The 19,606-nt window shown below is 35.0% G+C and carries 18 protein-coding genes; 14 read left to right on the forward strand and 4 right to left on the reverse strand.

The window, feature by feature from the left end:
• Nucleotides 1-22: 22 nt before the first annotated feature.
• On the forward strand, nt 23-769 hold the full coding sequence (locus tag LY01_RS02895; RefSeq protein WP_104514298.1) for a succinate dehydrogenase/fumarate reductase iron-sulfur subunit: 747 nt from the start codon (nt 23-25) through the stop codon (nt 767-769).
• Nucleotides 770-1,222: 453 nt separating this feature from the next.
• On the opposite strand, the gene LY01_RS02900 is transcribed toward LY01_RS02895, so the two are convergent.
• On the reverse strand, nt 1,223-2,239 hold the full coding sequence (locus LY01_RS02900; RefSeq protein WP_104514299.1) for a fasciclin domain-containing protein: 1,017 nt from the start codon (nt 2,237-2,239) through the stop codon (nt 1,223-1,225).
• Nucleotides 2,240-2,757: 518 nt separating this feature from the next.
• Between LY01_RS02900 and LY01_RS02905 the strand changes: the two genes are divergently transcribed.
• The 11 genes from LY01_RS02905 to LY01_RS02955 all read left to right on the forward strand — a co-directional run bounded on the left by LY01_RS02905 (nt 2,758) and on the right by LY01_RS02955 (nt 14,377).
• Entirely contained in the window at nt 2,758-3,891 is a 1,134-nt protein-coding gene (locus LY01_RS02905) for a methionine aminotransferase (RefSeq protein ID WP_104514300.1), read from the forward strand.
• A gap of 48 nt (nt 3,892-3,939) precedes the next feature.
• Nucleotides 3,940-4,434 (forward strand): hypothetical protein, encoded by a 495-nt coding sequence (locus LY01_RS02910; protein WP_146080364.1) that lies wholly within the window; start codon nt 3,940-3,942, stop codon nt 4,432-4,434.
• A gap of 100 nt (nt 4,435-4,534) precedes the next feature.
• On the forward strand, nt 4,535-5,341 hold the full coding sequence (locus LY01_RS02915) for a hypothetical protein (protein WP_104514302.1): 807 nt from the start codon (nt 4,535-4,537) through the stop codon (nt 5,339-5,341).
• 93 nt (nt 5,342-5,434) lie between these two features.
• The gene (locus tag LY01_RS02920) at nt 5,435-6,901 is read left to right on the forward strand and encodes a lipopolysaccharide biosynthesis protein (RefSeq protein ID WP_104514303.1); all 1,467 of its coding nucleotides are present in this window, start codon (nt 5,435-5,437) and stop codon (nt 6,899-6,901) included.
• On the forward strand, nt 6,898-7,332 hold the full coding sequence (gene dut / locus LY01_RS02925; RefSeq protein ID WP_104514304.1) for a dUTP diphosphatase: 435 nt from the start codon (nt 6,898-6,900) through the stop codon (nt 7,330-7,332). Before LY01_RS02920 ends, dut begins: the two co-directional genes overlap by 4 nt.
• 53 nt (nt 7,333-7,385) lie before the next feature.
• Complete coding sequence (locus LY01_RS02930) at nt 7,386-8,318, forward strand: tetratricopeptide repeat protein (protein WP_104514305.1); 933 nt, start codon at nt 7,386-7,388, stop codon at nt 8,316-8,318.
• A 96-nt stretch (nt 8,319-8,414) separates the two neighbouring features.
• Entirely contained in the window at nt 8,415-9,845 is a 1,431-nt protein-coding gene (locus LY01_RS02935) for a TlpA family protein disulfide reductase (protein ID WP_104514306.1), read from the forward strand.
• Nucleotides 9,846-10,006: 161 nt separating this feature from the next.
• Nucleotides 10,007-11,023 carry a sugar phosphate nucleotidyltransferase gene (locus LY01_RS02940; RefSeq protein WP_104514307.1) on the forward strand — a complete coding sequence of 339 codons (1,017 nt, stop codon included), beginning with the start codon at nt 10,007-10,009 and terminating at the stop codon, nt 11,021-11,023.
• Nucleotides 11,024-11,042: 19 nt separating this feature from the next.
• On the forward strand, nt 11,043-12,413 hold the full coding sequence (locus LY01_RS02945; RefSeq protein ID WP_104514308.1) for a tetratricopeptide repeat protein: 1,371 nt from the start codon (nt 11,043-11,045) through the stop codon (nt 12,411-12,413).
• Nucleotides 12,414-12,415: 2 nt separating this feature from the next.
• Nucleotides 12,416-13,171, forward strand: a complete 756-nt coding sequence (locus LY01_RS02950; RefSeq protein WP_104514309.1) for a DUF4292 domain-containing protein — start codon at nt 12,416-12,418, stop codon at nt 13,169-13,171.
• Nucleotides 13,172-14,377, forward strand: coding sequence for a murein hydrolase activator EnvC family protein (locus LY01_RS02955; RefSeq protein ID WP_104514310.1), 1,206 nt, complete (start codon nt 13,172-13,174; stop codon nt 14,375-14,377).
• A gap of 424 nt (nt 14,378-14,801) precedes the next feature.
• Here the strand turns inward: LY01_RS02955 and LY01_RS02960 are convergent, their stop codons facing one another.
• The 3 genes from LY01_RS02960 to LY01_RS02970 form a co-directional block, all read right to left on the reverse strand.
• On the reverse strand, nt 14,802-15,314 hold the full coding sequence (locus tag LY01_RS02960) for an acyl-CoA thioesterase (protein ID WP_104514311.1): 513 nt from the start codon (nt 15,312-15,314) through the stop codon (nt 14,802-14,804).
• A 366-nt stretch (nt 15,315-15,680) separates the two neighbouring features.
• Nucleotides 15,681-17,222, reverse strand: coding sequence for an Rne/Rng family ribonuclease (locus LY01_RS02965; protein WP_104514312.1), 1,542 nt, complete (start codon nt 17,220-17,222; stop codon nt 15,681-15,683).
• A 271-nt stretch (nt 17,223-17,493) separates the two neighbouring features.
• Nucleotides 17,494-17,784 carry an HU family DNA-binding protein gene (locus LY01_RS02970; RefSeq protein ID WP_104514313.1) on the reverse strand — a complete coding sequence of 97 codons (291 nt, stop codon included), beginning with the start codon at nt 17,782-17,784 and terminating at the stop codon, nt 17,494-17,496.
• A 129-nt stretch (nt 17,785-17,913) separates the two neighbouring features.
• On the opposite strand from LY01_RS02970, the gene mutY reads away from it, so the two are divergent.
• Nucleotides 17,914-18,957: an A/G-specific adenine glycosylase gene (gene mutY, locus LY01_RS02975; protein WP_104514314.1), complete on the forward strand. Its 1,044-nt coding sequence runs from the start codon at nt 17,914-17,916 to the stop codon at nt 18,955-18,957.
• A gap of 121 nt (nt 18,958-19,078) precedes the next feature.
• Nucleotides 19,079-19,588: a single-stranded DNA-binding protein gene (locus LY01_RS02980; protein WP_104514315.1), complete on the forward strand. Its 510-nt coding sequence runs from the start codon at nt 19,079-19,081 to the stop codon at nt 19,586-19,588.
• Nucleotides 19,589-19,606 lie beyond the last annotated feature (18 nt).

Consider the following 19,606-nt stretch of genomic DNA (forward strand, 5'->3'; position numbering starts at 1 on the left):
AACAAACTAAATACATAGAAGTATGAAACTTACTTTAAAAATATGGCGTCAAGCTAATTCTGAAGCTAAAGGAAACATGATCACTTACCCTATCGATGGTGTAGATGGAGATATGTCTTTTCTTGAAATGATGGATATCGTTAATGAAGGATTAATTAATAAAGGAGAAGAGCCTGTAGAATTTGATCACGACTGTCGTGAGGGAATTTGTGGAGCTTGTTCTATGATGATTAATGGACAGCCTCACGGTCCACAAAGGTTGACAACAACATGTCAGCTACACATGAGAAAATTTAATGATGGTGACACCATTACTATCGAGCCATGGAGAGCGGCTGGTTTTCCAGTAATTAAGGATTTAATTGTTGATCGTTCTTCTTTTGATAGAATACAGCAAGCTGGTGCTTATGTATCTGTGAATACGTCTGGTAATACACAAGATGCTAACTCTATTCCTGTAGAAAAAGCAAAGGCAGATGAGGCATTCCACTCAGCAACTTGTATAGGTTGTGGAGCGTGTGTTGCAGCATGTAAAAATGCAAGTGCTATGTTGTTTACTAGTGCAAAAGTATCTCAATATGCTTTATTACCACAAGGTGAGGTAGAGGCTACTGATCGTGTTATGAACATGGTACGTCAGATGGATATGGAAGGTTTTGGTAACTGTACGAATACTGGAGCATGTATGATCGAGTGTCCTAAAGGAATTAAATTAGAAAACATTGCTAGAATGAATCGTGAGTATCTTAAGGCAGAAACATTAGGATAGATTCAGGGTTGTAATTACGGCTATATAATTATAAAAAGGCTCAAGAACTTTCTGTTCTTGAGCCTTTTTTTTGATCCATCTATTTAGTTTGATCATCGGTTTTTATAGCATCCATTAATATCTTACTGTCTGTAGATATTGTAACATGGTGTTTAAACACCTGTATAATTACTTTGTTATGTTCTAGTAGCGTTTATTCTAGCGAGTTGTAATGGTCTTAAATCATCCTAATCAACGTATTTCATGATGATTTTTGGTGTTGATTTAGATGTGTATTGTTGATTAAGAATTTAATTGAGTTACAACGGTAACTCGCAAGTAGTGTTGTTGGGTTGTGGTCTAGTTAAATGCTAGTAATTTAATGTTTTTAAGAATTGTAAAAGTAAAAAGCTCCTGTACAGTTTTGTACAGGAGCTTTTTAATAAACCGAATTTAGATAAGTGTAATCTAATATTATCTAGTGTATAGAGAACCTGCTATTTTTTGAACAGTACCGTTTGCTACATGAATTATAGCTTCTTGATCTCCTATTAGGTTAACAGTGTGAGGTAGAAAACCGTTATTTATTGTCAAAGAAACGCTACCATTAGTATTTACGTTAGTCGTTGCAGTAGCTAATCTAGTTGCTACTTCTTGATTATCTTGCAACTGTCCTATGTAGTGACTTCCTGTTACAGATATGTGAGAGTTGATAAAGTCTCCTAATCTATCGCCAACTGGTGCGTTATTAGAGTCAGCATCTAATACAAGCGCAGCTGTAAGTACATCTAGTCTTGGTAAAAACACTGTAAAAGGTGTGTCAGAACTTCTTAAAACTTTTTGATTACATAAAGCTATGATTTCTTCACTAGATGAACTCTGAGAGATAATGTCGTTCATGATATTGAAAGATTCGCAAGTTGTGATTAATGATTGTAAAGTAGAAGGCTCTATAATGTTATTTACTATAGTTGCGCTACCATTAGAAAATGACAGTGTTTCATTCATTACATCTACCCCATTTAATGTTGTGGTATTGCCTTGGTGTTGTACTACTGCAGCAATATTAATATCGCTGTTAAATAACTGAGTTGCTTTGGTTGTGATGATTAATTCTGGAGCAATGCTGTGTGATTTAATATCTACATCACTATTCATTACATGATTAAGTAATATTTGTTTTAAGTAGCTATTAGGTATTTCTTCAATTGATTGATAATCGTTTTCTTGTAGGAATTCATCAAAGGCATTGTTGTCTGGCAAGAAAACGTAAGAAGTGCCCTCTTCATCTAGCGATCCTAAAAGGTTCACTTGTTCTAATGCTGTTGCTAGCGTAGTAAGGTTGTTTTGAGATTTAATGAAAGAAGAGATAGTACCTCCGGCAGGATCTACATATAAATCTTCGTTAGTTAATTCGTCCTTTTCACAAGAAATAAGAACAGATACAAAGCACATTAAAAGTACGGTACGTAAGAAGTAAATATTTTTCATAATTTTCGGTTTATTCGTTTACATGTATAAATATCAGGCTTATCAGTTAAATATCGCTATTTAGGTTTGTAATTTTTTAATTAAAACCGATATTATTGCATTACAACGATGTTTTTAAACTTGATTTCAATCATTAATCAACTGATAATCAATTGTTTAGATTCTAGATGTTTTTATTGTGTCGTTATTGGTTTAATTTTAATTAAAAATGCATTTCATCGATTTCGTATGCTTATATCATTTTTGAAATAGTTATAATGTGTAGATATACACGTAGTTAAGCGTTTTTTGATTTATTCTATGATGTTTTTTAACTAGTAAAAACAATCTTAAAAGGTATTATAATTAACAAAGGTGAATTTATTAACATGAATTTAAGGATAATGATAGTTAAATGGAAACTTTTTTAATTTTGATTTGATGGTATTGTAAAAAGAATCTGTCCTGCGGACTATTTGGATTAGTTTTATACCACTTATTTATTCCGGTTTTATAATACTATGTTGTAATTTACCTTCATGATTTCAAAACTTCCCAACGTTACAGACTCCATCTTTACTATAATGAGTAGGCTGTCGCAAGAACACGGCGCTATTAACCTTGCTCAAGGTTTTCCTAATTTTTCTGTAGATCCTATATTAAAGGACTTGCATATTAAAGCTATACAAGAAGACAAGAACCAGTATGCACCTATGGCAGGATTGCTTTCTTTGCGAGCTGCTATTTCTAATATGACACAGCAACAGCATAAAGCGTTTTACAATCCAGAAAATGAAATATGCCTGACTGCAGGTGCTACACAAGCTATTTATTGCGCCATACAGACAGTGGTCCATCCAGGTGATGAAGTGATAATTTTCACTCCTGCTTATGATTGTTATGAACCGGCTATTCAACTAGCTGGTGGTAAAACGATAAGTATCCCAATGACTTTACCAGACTTTACCATAGACTGGCAGGAAGTAAAAGATAAAATAACGTCACGTACAAAGATGATCATGATCAACACGCCACATAATCCTAGTGGTAATGTGTTAAGTCATCAAGATATGTTGATTTTAGAAGAGATAGTAGTAACAAATAATCTAGTTCTTCTCAGTGATGAAGTTTATGAACATATTATTTATGACGGTATACAGCACCGTAGTGCTGCGAGATACCGAGGTTTGCTAGAACGCAGTTTTATAACTGGTAGTTTTGGTAAGACTTTTCATGTTACGGGATGGAAAATGGGATATTGCCTCGCGCCACGACATCTCATGGAAGAGTTTTATAAAATACATCAATACATGGTTTTTTGTGTGAGTCATCCTGTGCAAGATGCAATGGCTCATTATCTTCAAAAACCAGAACGTTATCTAGATTTAGGTAAGTTTTATCAACGTAAGCGAGGTCTATTCCTTAACTTGATTCAGGAAAGTAAATTCACCTTTAAACCTGCGCAAGGTTCTTATTTCCAATTGCTAGATTATAGCGCGATAACTGATGAAGGTGATTTTGATTTTGCAAGAAGACTTACTATAGAACATAAAATTGCAAGTATTCCTATCTCTGTTTTTATGAATGGTGCAGACCCTAAAATATTACGTTTTTGTTTTGCAAAGAAAGATGAAGATATAATTGCTGCTGCAAAAATATTGAATAGCTTGTAAAAAAAAATGTTTGATTGCAACTCCTGATTTTATTAAATTCTTATTATTATGAAATACCTTATTATATGTATAGCGATTGTTTTGAGCTCTTGCAGTTCTCAAAAAATAAATGAAACCATGACTCCATCAGATTTTCAAACAGGGCTAGAACCTTATTATCAATCTTGGTCAGGTGGTGCGCCAGGATCTAGCAGTGGTGTATCGCTCTATTTTCCTGCATCGATACTAGAAGGAAATCAGTTTCTAGCGATTTACTTCCGTGGTATGGAGAAAAAAATTGCCAGTTTTACCTCTAACAATAAAAAAATGTTGGTAACTCGTTTTGATTCTCCACAGCGAGATAAAGAAATGTCTCTAGATCCTAAAAAGGAATATGGTAACGAGTCTCCATCTTTAGAGAACTTATCGTTTCAATTAAATAATGATCAGGCAATTGTTGCTTTCTTAAAAAATGGGAAAACGATTTATGTGAAACTAGATAAGATGATTCAAAAAGAAACTATAGCTTATCCTAGTGCGCCACCTCAAGGTAACAGGAATTAAAACGAAGACATATATCTTTCACTCATTCATATAAAGGACTCACTCATTGTAACTATGTGTGAGTCCTTTCTTTTTATAGGTTTATCAAAATATTTAAATTATGAAAAATCTAGTTATAGTTGCGGTTCTTGTTTTAAGTTCCGCTTTCGCGAAAGCGCAAGGAGAACAAATCGCAAAGGAATTAAGAGGCTACATCAATGCCGATGTATCTGAGGAAATGATAGAGGTAAAAGATAAATCTGGAAAAACACACTACGTAAAAAGTGCCAAAGCTAAGACAGAACATCATATAGGTGGGACAAGTACTTCTAATAGTACGGTTGTTTTTGATGCATTTAATGCACATCCAGAATGGCAAGACATGTCAGTCATTGTGGACTGGACTGGTAGTATGTATAGTTATGTAGGACAGGTGGTGAGATGGCACCATGTAAATAAGGACAAACAATTAATACATAACATGGTGTTGTTTAATGATGGAGATGATAGAAACCGCAATGCAAACTCTGGTGCAAAGATTATAGGTGCTACAGGTGGTATATACCATCCAGATCATTCTGATATCGATGCATTTTTAAAGACTGTAGCTACTGCAGTAGATAATGGAAATGGAGGCGACGGTCCAGAAAATGATATTGAGGCGGTTCTTGCCAGTCAGGAATTGTGCAACGGACAGAAGGATTTTGTCCTCATAGCAGACTCTAGCGGCATAAGAGATATTTCGCTTGCTAGTCAGATTAAAAGACCGGTACATATCATTATATGTGATTACGTAACTGACGATTATATCAAACTTGCTCAAATGACCAAAGGGAGCATCACATGGCCAGGTGGTTATACAGACTATAGTGGAACTAACTGCAATAAACGACATGTGCATAGTCATGATGTCGTTTGTGCTGGGTAATTTTATAAGGACTATTTATATTTTTCAAAGGATAGAATTAATTCTGCCCTTTGGAAAATAATCCTACCTTTGAAATTCAAATAATCTACGTTTTTGAGTTCCATAAAAAACCTTTTTAAGAATACTTTTATTTACGGTCTGGCGACGGTTTTACCACGATTGCTTACTGTTTTACTTACTAAGTTACTTACAGAGTATTTGCCAGGTAAAGTAGAATTTGGTGAGGTTTCAATAATATTCTCCTATATTATTTTTGCAAATGTTATCCTGACTTATGGTATGGAAACAGCGTTTTTTAGATTTTATAACGACGCGTCTACTAAGGCAAAGACATTGAGTACTGCTCTTATTTCTTTATTAGTAACGACATTAGTTTTTGGAGGTGCGGCTTATTTATTTATGGATCAAATTGCGGCAGTGACAGAGCTCTCTGCTCAATATTGGAAATGGGTGATAGCTGTAATTGTTTTTGACACTTTAATGGTGATTCCGTTTGCTTATATGCGTGCTCAAGGAAAGTCTACAAATTATGCGTTAATAAAGTTGTTTAACGTGGTGATTTCAGTAGGGATGACTTTACTTTTCTTTACTGTTTTAAAGGATTTCCCAGCAATTCAAAACGTTTTACCTACAGATAAAATTGAACTATTCTTTATAGCTTTTCTCTCTGCTAGTGTTGTGACATTTTTAATTGTAATTAAACCTTATTTCTCAAAATGGGAATTTGATAAGAAACTGTGGAAAACGATGCTTTCTTACGGTTGGCCTATTTTATTAGCAGGTTTTGCTTTTGCTATTAATGAAACAGTAGATAAAATTTTATTACAAAAACTACTACCTGTAAATGAAGAAGAGGCCGAAGGTATAGTAGGTGTTTACACCGCAGGTTACCGACTTGCAGTAGGAATGACCTTATATGCACAAGCGTTTAGGTTAGGAGTAGAGCCATTCTTTTTTAGTCAGTCTGGCGATAAAAATGCGACACAACAATATGCTTTGATAACTAAGGCATTTGTAGCCCTAGGATCGGTAGCTCTAGTTGCCTATGTAGTTCTGGTAGATTTTATACGTCCATTTATAGTGGACAAAGGTTTTGAAACAGCCATGGAAGTAGTGCCATTGATCTTAATTGCTTATTTCTTCTCAGGTGTCTATCAAACGCTATCGGTGTGGTATAAAATTCAGGATAAAACTAGGTATGGAGCTTACATTTCGATTACAGCAGCGATTCTTACTATTGTAGTAAACGTTCTGCTTATTCCGCATATAGGATATATGGCAAGTGCTTATGCTACTTGTGCAGCTTATGGATTAATGATGGTGGTTTCTTACTTGATAGGTAGAAAACACCTCGCTGTTCCTTACGATCTCAAAAATATTCTGCTATATTTATGCCTTTCTATCTCATTATCATTAGTTTTCTTTTACTATGTAAGAAGTGAATTAGGTATAGAAACATGGCAAACGTACCTAGTAGGAGTATTAATGACTCTTATTATATTAGGAGTAGTTTGCTTGCGCGAAAAAGAAATTATCAATAAAATCCTCAGAAGAAAATGACCATCAAGATTATAAATAAATCATCGCACGCTTTACCTCATTATGAAACTGAAGCAAGTGCAGGAATGGATTTAAGAGCAAATTTAGAAACAGCAGTGACATTGCAACCACTAGAAAGAGCGATCATAAAAACAGGATTATTTATTGAATTACCTATAGGGACTGAGGCGCAAGTAAGACCTAGAAGTGGTCTAGCAGCAAAAAAAGGAGTCACTGTCCTTAATGCGCCAGGAACTATCGATGCAGATTATCGTGGCGAGATAGGTGTGATTCTTGTAAATTTATCTAGCGAGTCGTTCACCGTAGAAAATGGAGAGCGTATTGCACAACTAGTTATTGCAAAACATGAACGTGCAGACTGGCAAAAAGTAGAAGAATTAACCTCTACAGAACGCGGAGAAGGCGGTTTTGGGAGTACTGGATTGAAGTAAGCTCTAATTCTTGCGCAAGCAGGAATCTCTTTGAAAATTTAATAATCATATTTATGAAAAACAATCAGATATTTTTTATTCTCTTCATTTCTCTGGGAATGATATCATATGCTCAAGAAACTGAAGAAGAAGTAGATCCAGCAATAGAGGTTATTGCAGCAGATGCTTGTGAATGTTTAGTTGATATAAAGCTAGATGCAGCAAAAAAGAAAAGATATAACTCTATTAACGATTGTATTGAAACCGCATCTAATACTTTTCAAATGACAGAAGGTATTAAAAACACCTTAGGTATTGGTAAAGATTCTACTATTACAAATGATATAATAATTGATCGGGATAAGTATAAAAGAGAAGTTCAAAGCGCCTTGCTAGAAAGATGTCCCAAAATGAAATTATTGATGTCTAGCGATGAAGTAGAGTCAGAAGTTTCCATATCTGAAAAGAAAAAAGCTGTTGAGTTTTATGAGCAAGGAATGGATTTTTATGTAAAAGAAGATTACAAAAATGCCATCAAATCTTACAAAAAAGCGGTAAGAAAAGATAAGAATTTTGCTTTTGCCTGGGATAATCTTGGACTTTCTTATAGAAAAGATGGTCAGTTTAAAAAAGCGGTAGAGGCTTATGATAAGTCTATAGAATTAGACCCTACAGGAGCGGTGCCGCTTATGAATAAGCCTATAGCTTTTCTTATGGACGGTAAATTACAAGAAGCAATTCTAGCATATCAAGACTACATTAGAGTATTTCCCAACGATGCTGAAGGTTATTATGGTATTTCACGAGTTTATATAGAAACAAAAGAATTTGAAAAGGCTCTTGATAATATTCTAAATGCCTTTGTTAAATATAATGAGGTGAATAGCCCATATGCAAGAGATGCAGAACATGTTATTCAGGTAGTTTATAATAATCTCAAAGAAAACGATATGCTTTCTATTTGGGATCAATACTTGAAGAAGTATGAGGTTACTGTAGGAGAGTAGTTAATTGAAGGAAATTTATACGACCTTATCTTTTAAATTGTCATTTGCAAGGCGCAATTATTGATGTAAATAGCTGTAATCATTTATAAACCAATCATGTGTAAATTTTCTATTTTCCTAGCTTTTGTTTTTTGTGTTTTACTATCGAGCTGTAAGCCTGATAATAAGAATAAAGAATTATCGATACCGGAAGTTGCACTAGATAGCCTTATTGATAGTTCGAAAAAAGATAGCCTTACTATAACAGTTGAGCTTCCAGCAGAAAGTTCTGTGATTTTGAATATGGTGGATAAATATTCCCAGCACTTCATTATTGAGCATATAAATAAAACAGATCAAGACAGTGTTTTTGAGACTACAATTTTAAATCCGCATAAAAATCAATTAATCAAGCATGGTATGAGAATGTTTGGTAGCAGTAAATTTGATAGACCGAGTACTTCAATTTTGATCAGTGATACTACTTCTGTTCTTAGTTTAGTCTATAAAGACGATAAACTATCTCTTACACAAGAAGATATGGCGCCAGATGTAACTCGTATGGTTGAAGCTTACGATAGTTTACAAGTCGCAGTTTTTAAGTGGAAAGGTGACGATTCAAAATTCATGAAATCCTTAGATAGTATCAAGAATTTGTATGATTTTCAATACTCTAGCAACACGTTTAATGTAGCGGACGAATTTAGTCAGATTGACGAAGAGCGTTTTAAAGCTCACAAAGCACTCAATAAATACGGATATTATTCTGTTTTGCAAAAACTAGATTTTCAAAGCACTACTATCGATTCTATAATTAAGAATGAGTTTCTGTACATGCCATATTCAGATGGAAGTGGAGTTGTTTTTATTTATTTAAGAAATGAAATTGAAAACATCCCTTTTGATAGTTTGAATAATCCCTTCTACACACAGGAATATCGAGATAACCTCACTCATGGTTTAGTTAAATTCTTAAGTTTTTCAGATTATAAAAGAGCAGATAAATATTTAGATGCTAAGGAATGGCTGCGCACCACTGATTATTACAAAGAAAATAGTAAACAGATTGAACGATTAATCACTCCTATGGATAAGAAGAAATTCAAATCTCTTTTAAGCAAATTTGAATTGCAAGATGTTGATAGTACTACTATTCTTATAAAAGATGTGATTAAAAATCACCCATCTAAATATTATATGATAGATCTTTGGGCAACCTGGTGTGCGCCTTGTATAAGTAATATGAAAATGCTAGAAAAGATGTCTTTACCTAAGAGTTTGACTATTATTAATGTGAGCACCGACAAGCTTGAAAATTGGTATAAATGGAAAGAAATGACTTTAGATTTAGGTCATGACGTGACTTATTTTGCAAAAAGAAAATCAGATGTAAATAAAGAGTTTTTAGATTTTATTGAGATAAAATCAATTCCTCGTTATGTGCTATTTGACAAGGATTTAAAACTCATAGACCACGATTTTTATGCTCCATATGAGCCTCAATTTAAAAGTAAAATAGGAGATCTTAAGAATCATAAATACTGGTAATGTTTGAAAATAGCACGTATAATTTAATTTATAAGTTCTTCTAAATTTTTACCTTAGCATTTCAAAGATTTTTCTAGTATAAAATCAACTAATCAAGAGGTAGAAAAATTCAGTTCCATCTCAATAATATATAAATTCCTACCTGAATAGGAATAACGCCTATGAAAATAATCGTACCTATGGCAGGTCGTGGCTCACGACTTAGACCACATTCACTTACCGTTCCTAAACCATTAATCCCTATTGCAAACCAGCCTATTGTACATAGACTAGTTAAGGATATAGCACGCATACTTTCAGAACCAGTTGAAGAGATCGCTTTTATTCTAGGTGATCCAGCTTTCTTTGGAGAAGAAGTGGTAAAAAGTTTAGAAAAACTTGCTGAAGGTCTAGGTGCCAAAGCTAGTATTTACCGTCAGTTAGAACCTCTTGGGACTGGTCATGCTATTATGTGTGCAGAGCCTTCTCTTTCTGGTCCGGCAGTAGTTGCTTATGCAGACACGTTAATAAGAGCAAGTTTTGAACTTGATCCTGCAGCAGACGCTGTTATATGGACCAAGCAAGTAGACCGCCCAGAAGCTTATGGTGTTGTGAAATTAAACGACCAAGAAGAAATTGTAGAGCTGGTAGAAAAACCAGAACAATTTGTAAGCGACCAGGCAGTTATAGGTATCTATTACTTTAAAGAAATAGAAAACCTTAAAAAAGAACTGCAATTTGTGATCGATAACGAGATCATTAACGGTGGCGAGTACCAGATCAACGATGGTATAAAAAGAATGATGGCTGCTGGAAATATTTTTAAAACAGGTACAGTAGACGAGTGGATGGACTGCGGTAACAAGAATGTTGCCATAGAGACCAACCAGCGCATCATGACCTTTATGGAAAAAGATGGAAGTGAAGAAATCAACTCGCAACCTACTCTAGAAAACTCAACTATCATACAACCCTGCGTTATCGATAGCAGTGTAGTTCTTAAACATAGTACCGTAGGACCGCACGTTTCTATAGGCGCAGGAACAGTCATAGATAACTGTACCATTACTAACTCACTGATACAGAAAAACTCTAGTATTAAAAATGCTACATTAGACGAGGCTATGATAGGTAGTCACGTAAAATACGATGCTAATTTTACTAAAATAAGCATCGGTGATTATTCTACTATGGAATAATTATTGAAAACAACAACTTATGATCAAGTCACTTCACATTCTCTCGTTTATAGCTCTATTTTTCTTAAGTAACCTTATTGTTGCTCAAGAAGAAGTAACTTCAGACGATGTGAATGTGGATGATCTAGGTGATGTCTCTGACGGTTTTAAGGATAATTTTTTCAACGCACTTTCTGCAAAGGCTATCGGTAATCACGATAAGGCTATCTTATTTCTAGAGGCTTGCGAAAAAATACAGCCAGATACTGGAGTGGTTCAGTTTGAAATGGGTAAGAACTATTTGATGAGTAACGCTTTCGCGAAAGCGGAACAGAAAATCACTCGTGCCATAGAACTATCTGGAGAATCAGAATGGTTATTAGAAACTTTATATGATGTTTATAACAAACAAACGGAATATGAAAAATCATTAACCGTACTTGAGAAATTGGCAAGAATTAATGAAAATTATGAGGAGCTGCTGCCATTTCAATACTTGAGAGCAAATAAAAATGAAGAAGCGCTAGCGATTATAGAAAAACTAGATAAACGTCTAGGAGAGGACGACCGTCGCATACTGGTTAAAAGGCAGGTGCAAGCAAGACTAGGAGCAAATGAAGCTAGAGATGGTAATATTGAAGATCTAGAGGCTGCCATCGCTGCAAATCCCAAAGACGAAAAATCTTATATCAATCTCATTTACCTCTACAGTAAAAAGAATAATACAGATAAGGTTCAAGAAATAGCTGAGGAGCTGGATAAAAATTTGCCTAAAAGTGATAAAGCGCAACTTGCCCTTTATAAAATCTATCTAGAAGCTGGTAAAACACGCAAAGGAATCAGGAGCATGCAAAAGGTTTTTGAATCTACACAGTTTGATACAGAGACTAAAATAAATGTACTGAACGATTTTATACAGTCTGACGCTACAGACGTAGAAGATAATGATATTGATAACGCGATAAATGATTTTGCAGACCAGGTAGAAGATGTAAAAGCATTTAATGCACTGGGTGATTATTACCTTAAAAGAAAAGACGTAGGTAATTCTATAGCTTTTTATCAAAAAGGACTGGATATCGATAATAAGAATTACGACCTTATTAAAAAGATAGCGCTCTTAAGTATCGATATAAAAGATTATAATAAAACAGTAGAGATTACTGAGGAGGCGCTGGACGTTTTTCCTGCGCAGGCATTGCTCTATTTGTTAAATGGTGTTGCACATAATAAATTAAATGAACCAGATAAGGCGATAGATCAGCTAGAATCTGGATTGAGTTTTTTACTCGATGAGCCTAAGTTAGAAAGTGATATCTATCAACAACTAGCGATAAGTTATGATCAAAAAGGTGATACAACTAAAGCCGCAAAAATGCGTTCTAAAGTAAAGACGCTGTCTAAAAATTAATAATGAGATACTTAAAATACGCATCCATAGTCCTTTTTATATTACTAGCCAGTTGTGGTGGTACACAACGCGCTGCAAATGATGCTACCGCTGCTGCAAAAAGATCTAAAGTAGTGAAGTCTCACAACGCTGCCCGAACTGATTTTGAAACCATGAAAGCCCGTCTTTCTATGAGTTATGATAACTCAAAAAACACGAGGTCATTTACGGTTAATTTGCGCATGGAAAAAGGTAAAAAAATATGGATGAGTGTGACCGTACTAGGTTTTACAGGTGCAAAGGTCTACATAACTCCAGACCGTGTGCAATTTTATGAAAAGCTCCATAGAAGATCTTTTGATGGCGATTTTAGCCTTATAAGTGATTTTTTAGGAGAAGAAATCACCTTTGAACAGTTAGAAGATTTGTTATTAGGTCAGGCAGTAGAGCCTCTGGATAATAAAGATTTTAAAATTGTAGATAACGAGTATCAGTTTAAACAAGAAGGCATCGTGACTAAGCTTTTCAGCCTGCGTCCGTCTGACTTTAAGGTTTCTGAGCAATCTATTGCTAAGCCGTCAGAAAATAGCTTCTTAAAAGTTAATTATACCGAGTATCAAGTGGTAGATGGAAGAATAATCCCAACTGAAGTAAAGATAGATGCTAACCAGCGCGACCGAGTTTCTAAGGTAGAGATGGAGTTTAAAAATGTAGAGTTTAATCAATCGATGACGTTTCCTTTCAGCATGCCATCTGGTTACAGTGAGTTTAAATTGTAGATGAAAAAGCACTTTTACTTATCGATATTGTTTTTGTTGTGTTTCGTTTTCGCGAAAGCGCAATCAGAAAAAGCAGCTCTAGAACAACGTAAAGCAGAAATTCAAAGAGAGATCAATCAATTTGATAGGTTGCTCAAAAACGTGCGTAAAGAAGAAAAAACAATGGTGCTGCTGGTAGAGACCATTGATAAAAAGATATTACGTACTCAAGAGATTATTAATATTACTAATAAGCAAGCAAATAATCTGACAAGGAATATTAAAGCTAATGCTGCTGAGATTAAAAAATTAAATACAGAGGTAAAAGCTCTAAAAGCAGAGTATGCAGAGATGATTGTGAAGTCATATAAATCACAAAATGATCAAAGTAGACTGATGTTTTTATTGAGTTCTGAAGATTTTTTACAGGCTTATAAAAGAGTACAATATTTAAAATCCTATGCAGACTACCGTAAGAAACAAGCAGAAGAAATAACGATAAAATCCGACGCTATTGCAGCAAAAAATGTAGCGCTAGAAGAAGAGAAAAAAGAAAAGAATAAAGTTCTAGCACTCAATAAAAAGCAAAGGGCAGCACTTAAAATTGATAAAGTAGAACAAGAGAACCTGCTTGCGGTGGTTAAAGAAAACGAGAAGAAGTATGCCGCAGATATAAAGGTAAAAGCAAAAGAGCGCAACAAAATAGACCGAGAACTTAAAGCACTTATTGCAGCCGATATTAAAGCATCTAATAAAGGTAAAACAGGTGCCGTAGCAAATAAATTCTTCTTAACACCTGAAGCAAAAATTCTAGCTAATAATTTTAAAAGTAATAAAGGCAAATTACCATGGCCGGTAGAAGAAGGTTTTGTTTCTAGACGTTATGGTACGCAACCACACCCAGTAGTAAGATCGCTTACCATTGATTCAAATGGAATTAGATTACAAAGTCCTGGCGGTGCAAAAGTGCGTGCTATTTTTGAAGGCGAAGTGATACGTATTACAAAAAGTAAATATGGTATACTCGCGGTACACATAAGACATGGTAACTACACTTCTATATATGATAATCTCAAGTCTGTAAGTGTCGAAAAAGGAGATATGGTAAATACAAAAGATATCATAGGAGAAATTTTTACCTCTAATTCTGGAGAAACAGAACTTAAATTTGTCCTCATGCAGGATAATGATACCGTAGACCCTGCACAGTGGATTGCGAGAAAATGATTAACGATATTAGATTTTTGATTTTTCACAAAACGATGCTTGGTTGAGCGATAGTCGAAACCTATTTTGAACTTGACAAATATTTTTAAAGCAAGGAACTATTTTGATTAACGATTTGAGATCAAGGATATCAGATTTTTGATTTTTCACTCTTATTGGAAATTACAAAAGTTATAGATTGATAGCGATTCTAGCAGATTGCGCATCAAAGGCGATATGATAAGTTGTAATTGTGTTTTTTCACAACGACACATGAGTTTAAAACTCCTTGCCTAGAAAGAGATTCAGGATTTAGGATTAATGAGGTTGACTTTTTGATTTTTCACTTTTTTTGTAACGAGCAAGTCTTGGTTAAACATAAAAAACCGCTATTTACCTATGATTAGGTATATAGCGGTTTTTTAATGCTGGTAGTTTGTATACTTTATTCAGCAAATAGTGCTTTTAATTCTGTCGCGTCTTTTGCTTTCATTTTTCCAGCAAGAACAAGACTTAATTGCTTACGTCTTAAAGCTGCATCATAACGTTGCTTTTCAAGTTCGCTTTCTGGACTTATAGGTGCAACTGCGATAGGTCTTCCAGTGTCATCTACAGCGACAAAGGAGTAAATGGCCTCATTTGCCTTAGTACGCTCACCGCTTTCACGATCTTCTACCCAAACGTCCATATAAACCTCCATAGAGGTCTTAAAAGCTCTTGTTACTTGTGCTTCTATGGTTACAACACTTCCCAATGGCACCATTCTATTAAAACCTACATTATTTACAGAAGCTGTTACTACTATACGTCTAGAATGACGTCTGGCAGCAATACTCGCCGCGCGATCCATACGAGCTAGTAATTCACCACCAAAAAGATTATTAAGCGGATTAGTCTCACTAGGTAATACCATATCAGTAACGGTAGTAAATGATTGTGAAGGTGTTTTAGCTTGCATAGTACTCAAATTTTTTGCAAAGGTACTCGGTAATTAATGTGGTAAGGAATAATTTTAGAAAATATTGAGAAATAGACGCTCAACCTTTTTTTAATGTCATTCAACCTTTAATTCTACAGTTAATTATTGGATTGTGGAATTAAGTACTTTTCTTAATGATTATAATAAGATCTGTAAAAAGCTTGAATAACCACCATCTTTTAGTGAATAATCATGTGTTTAGGAGTTTTGCATAACTGTTTTCTGTCGTTACTGGTGTGTGATTTGTTAATAAAGCTTGTTATTAACTCTCTTTAGCGAAAGCGAGACCCTAAAAATAACCCACAAAAAAAACGCCTACAAGTCTAAACCTGTAGGCGTTTATAATTATTTAAGTTCTTTACCGTCCTTATCTTTAAATTTATATTCTAGATAAGTATAGGCATCTCTAGGTACTACCTTGACCCATTTTTTATGGTTCATAAACCATTTAGATCGTATAGAAGGATATCCTTTTGTTATAAAAGCAGCGATAAAAGGATGCGCATTGAGCGTTATCTTTTTTACGCCAGCTTTAAGGTGTCGTTCTAATGTTTCGGTAATTTCCTGTATGACTAGAATAGGAGCTTGTATTTCCTTTCCATTTCCATCAGGATTTTCCTCACGAGTTTTAATATTTACTTCTTGTCTTACACGCTGTCTAGTAATCTGGATAAGACCAAATTTACTAGGTGGAAGGATCTTGTGTTTTGCGCGGTCTTCTGACATTTCATCTCTCATGTGTTCATAGAGTTTCTTGCGATTCTCTGCTTTACGCATGTCGATAAAATCTACGACTATAATACCACCCATGTCTCTAAGCCTTAACTGGCGTGCAATCTCAGTTGCAGATATCATGTTGGTTTCTAGTGCAGTGTCTTCCTGACTGTCTGCTTTATTAGATCTATTCCCAGAGTTTACATCTATAACATGCATAGCCTCAGTATGCTCTATAACAAGGTATGCACCTTTGCTCATTGATACTGTACGGCCAAATGATGTTTTGATCTGACGTTCTATACCAAATTTCTCAAAAACAGATGTTCTCGGATTGTGGTATTTTACGATAGACTCTTTATGTGGGGCAATAGTTTTTAAATAGTTTTTAATTTCTTCAAAAACCTCTTGGTCATCTACGACTATAGAAGTGTATGTGTCATTAAAAACATCTCTCATAAGGGAATTGGTACGACTTACTTCAGTCATAACCTTAGTAGGGAATTGTGCCTTGTGTATTTTGCTACACATGGTTTCCCATTTTGCTACAAGATTTTGTAAATCTTGGTCCAGATCTGCTACGAGTTTACCTTTTGCGACTGTACGTACTATGACGCCAAATCCTTCAGGTTTAATGCTTTTTACAAGTCTTTTTAAACGGCTTTTTTCTTCTTTATCTTCTATCTTTTGAGATATAGAGATGCGATCAGAAAAAGGAACTAGAACAACATACCTACCTGGTAAAGAAAGCTCTGCACTTAGGCGAGGTCCTTTGGTAGAAATAGGTTCTTTAACTACTTGAACAAGAATAGGTTGTGTAGGTGTGATTGCATTTTCAATTGCACCGTGCTTTTCTAAATCTTTTTCAAATTTTATGTCCTTAAGCGTAAAATTTTTACGTCTACCACTTAAAACTTGTTTGGTAAATTTAAGTTGGGTAAGGTATTTAACACCTAGGTCGTGATAGTGTAAAAAACCATCTTTTTCATAGCCTACGTCTACAAATGTAGCGTTAAGACCAGAAAGTACCTTGCGTGATTTCGCAATGAATATATCACTTACCGCAAACTTATTTTCTTCTTCATCTTTGTGTAATTCGACTAGTCTTCCATTTTTGGTAAGAGCATAATCGATTTTTGTAGCACTGGAACGGATAATAATTTCTTTATCCATAATTCCTGTAATGTTTATAACCTTACATGTACTAACGATTAGTAGCAAGTAAAGTATGTTTATATGTTTTTAATACAAGTTTGTTACTACTTGTATAATCAACGAGTTGTCAGTTGCAACCCTATTTCAAAGAACTCTTAAAAATAAAAAAAAAGTAGTCTGAGACTACTTTTTCTTCTTGTGACGATTAGCACGTCTACGTTTTTTACGTTTGTGCGTTGCTACCTTATGTCTCTTTCTTTTTTTACCGCTTGGCATATCTCTTATTTTTTTACTTAACTTTTACGTTTGATTTTACTCCGTCTACAAAAACCTTAGCTGGTTTAAAAGCAGGTATATTGTGAGCAGGAATTTTAATTGTTGTGTTCTTAGAAATGTTACGTCCAGTCTTTTCAGCTCTAGTTTTTACAATAAAGCTACCAAAACCACGTAAATATACGTTCTCTCCAGTTTCAAGAGAATCCTTCACCTCATTCATGAAAGACTCAACAGTTGCCTGTACATCAGTCTTCTCCATTCCCAGTTTGTCTGAAATCTTAGATACGATATCTGCTTTAGTCATTTTTAAATTTTAATTTAATTAGGGTTTATTAAACAGGGCGCAAATATACCCTAAAAAAGTAAATATGAAATCTCTAATCAATTAAAATTTAAGAAGATATATATTGCAGGCTGCAATTTAACGCTTTTTATGGACTTTTCTAGGCAACTTATTGATTGGTATGTAGTTAACAAGAGAGAGCTGCCGTGGCGCGATACTCAAAACCCATATTTTATTTGGCTTAGTGAGGTCATATTACAGCAAACTCGCGTTAAACAAGGGTTACCTTACTATAAAAGTTTTGTTAAAAACTACCCTACAGTTCAAGAACTAGCCGCTGCACCCCAAGATGATGTGCTTAAATTATGGCAGGGATTAGGCTATTATTCCCGCGCTACAAATTTACAAGCTGCCGCTGTGCAAATAGTCGATAATGATCTTAAATTTCCTAATACTTATAAAGAACTGCTTACTTTAAAAGGAGTAGGTGATTATACCGCAGCGGCGATTGCTAGCTTTGCCTTTAATGAAGCGGTTGCTGTCGTGGACGGTAATGTGTATCGTGTCCTGTCACGTATATATGGTATCGCAACACCTATTAATGTGCCGGCTGGTGTTAGAGAATTTAAGGAATTAGCTAGTAAATTGCTTAATAAGAAAGACCCTGCTACGCATAATCAGGCGATAATGGAATTTGGTGCGATGCAGTGCATGCCCAAAAATCCTGATTGTGACACCTGTCCTTTTCAAAAAGATTGTGTCGCATTTAATGAAGGTAGAATTGCAGAGTTACCAGTAAAGATTAAGAAGACTAAGGTTAAGAGCCTTTTCCATCATTATATAGTTATACAGACGCCGTCCAAAAAACTTCTATTTAATCAGCGCGATAACAGTAGTATATGGGCTGGGTTATTTGAGTTTCCTTATATAGATGCTAGTGGCGGACTGTTGCCAGTAGAGTTAACAGAGCATGAAGTGTTTAAAGATGTTGTTGGTGGGTCTCGCTTTCGCGAAAGCGTATACAACCAAGAGCCTATTATCCATAAATTATCTCACAGAAAGATACATGCCTATTTCTGGATTGTGGAGGTAGAAGATGAGATAAACGGTGCTATTACTATTGAAGAGGCTCAAGAAAGACCTGTACATGTATTGATGGAGCGTTTTATGAAAGATTTTTGGCAATTGAAATAAAACAATTTTGTAATTTACATGGGCTAACAATCTCACGACGTGGGCGTTTTTCCATATCTTTGACAACTTTTTTAAACAACCATACAAGACAATATATTTATAAATTCAATACAGACTAATTATGGCAGGGACAGTAAATAAAGTGATACTTATAGGTCACACGGGAGACGAAGTGAAGATGAAGTACTTTGAAGGTGGAAATTGCATAGGTAGATTCCCACTGGCTACAAATGAAGAATATGTAAACCGTAGTACTGGTGAGCGTGTTTCAAATACAGAATGGCACAATTGTGTTGTACGTAATAAAGCTGCCGAAGTATGTGAGAAATACTTGAAGAAAGGAGATAAGGTATATGTAGAAGGGCGCATTAAAAACCGTCAGTGGACTGGAGAAGATGGACAGCAACGCTACACGACCGAAATTCAAGTGCAAGAATTTACTTTCTTAACACCTAAAAATGAAGCTGCTGCACCTAGTAGACCACAACAAAGTGCTCCTGCTCGTCCTCAAACACAGCAGCAACCTCAGACTGCAGCGCCACAACAGCCGCAATCACCATCTAGTAATACTTACAGCCAGCCTGTAGCTAGTGATAGTAGTGCTAGCGACGATGACGATTTACCATTTTAATTTAAAAGAATTAATTCA

The organism is Nonlabens xylanidelens (assembly GCF_002934445.1).
GTDB lineage: Bacteria > Bacteroidota > Bacteroidia > Flavobacteriales > Flavobacteriaceae > Nonlabens > Nonlabens xylanidelens.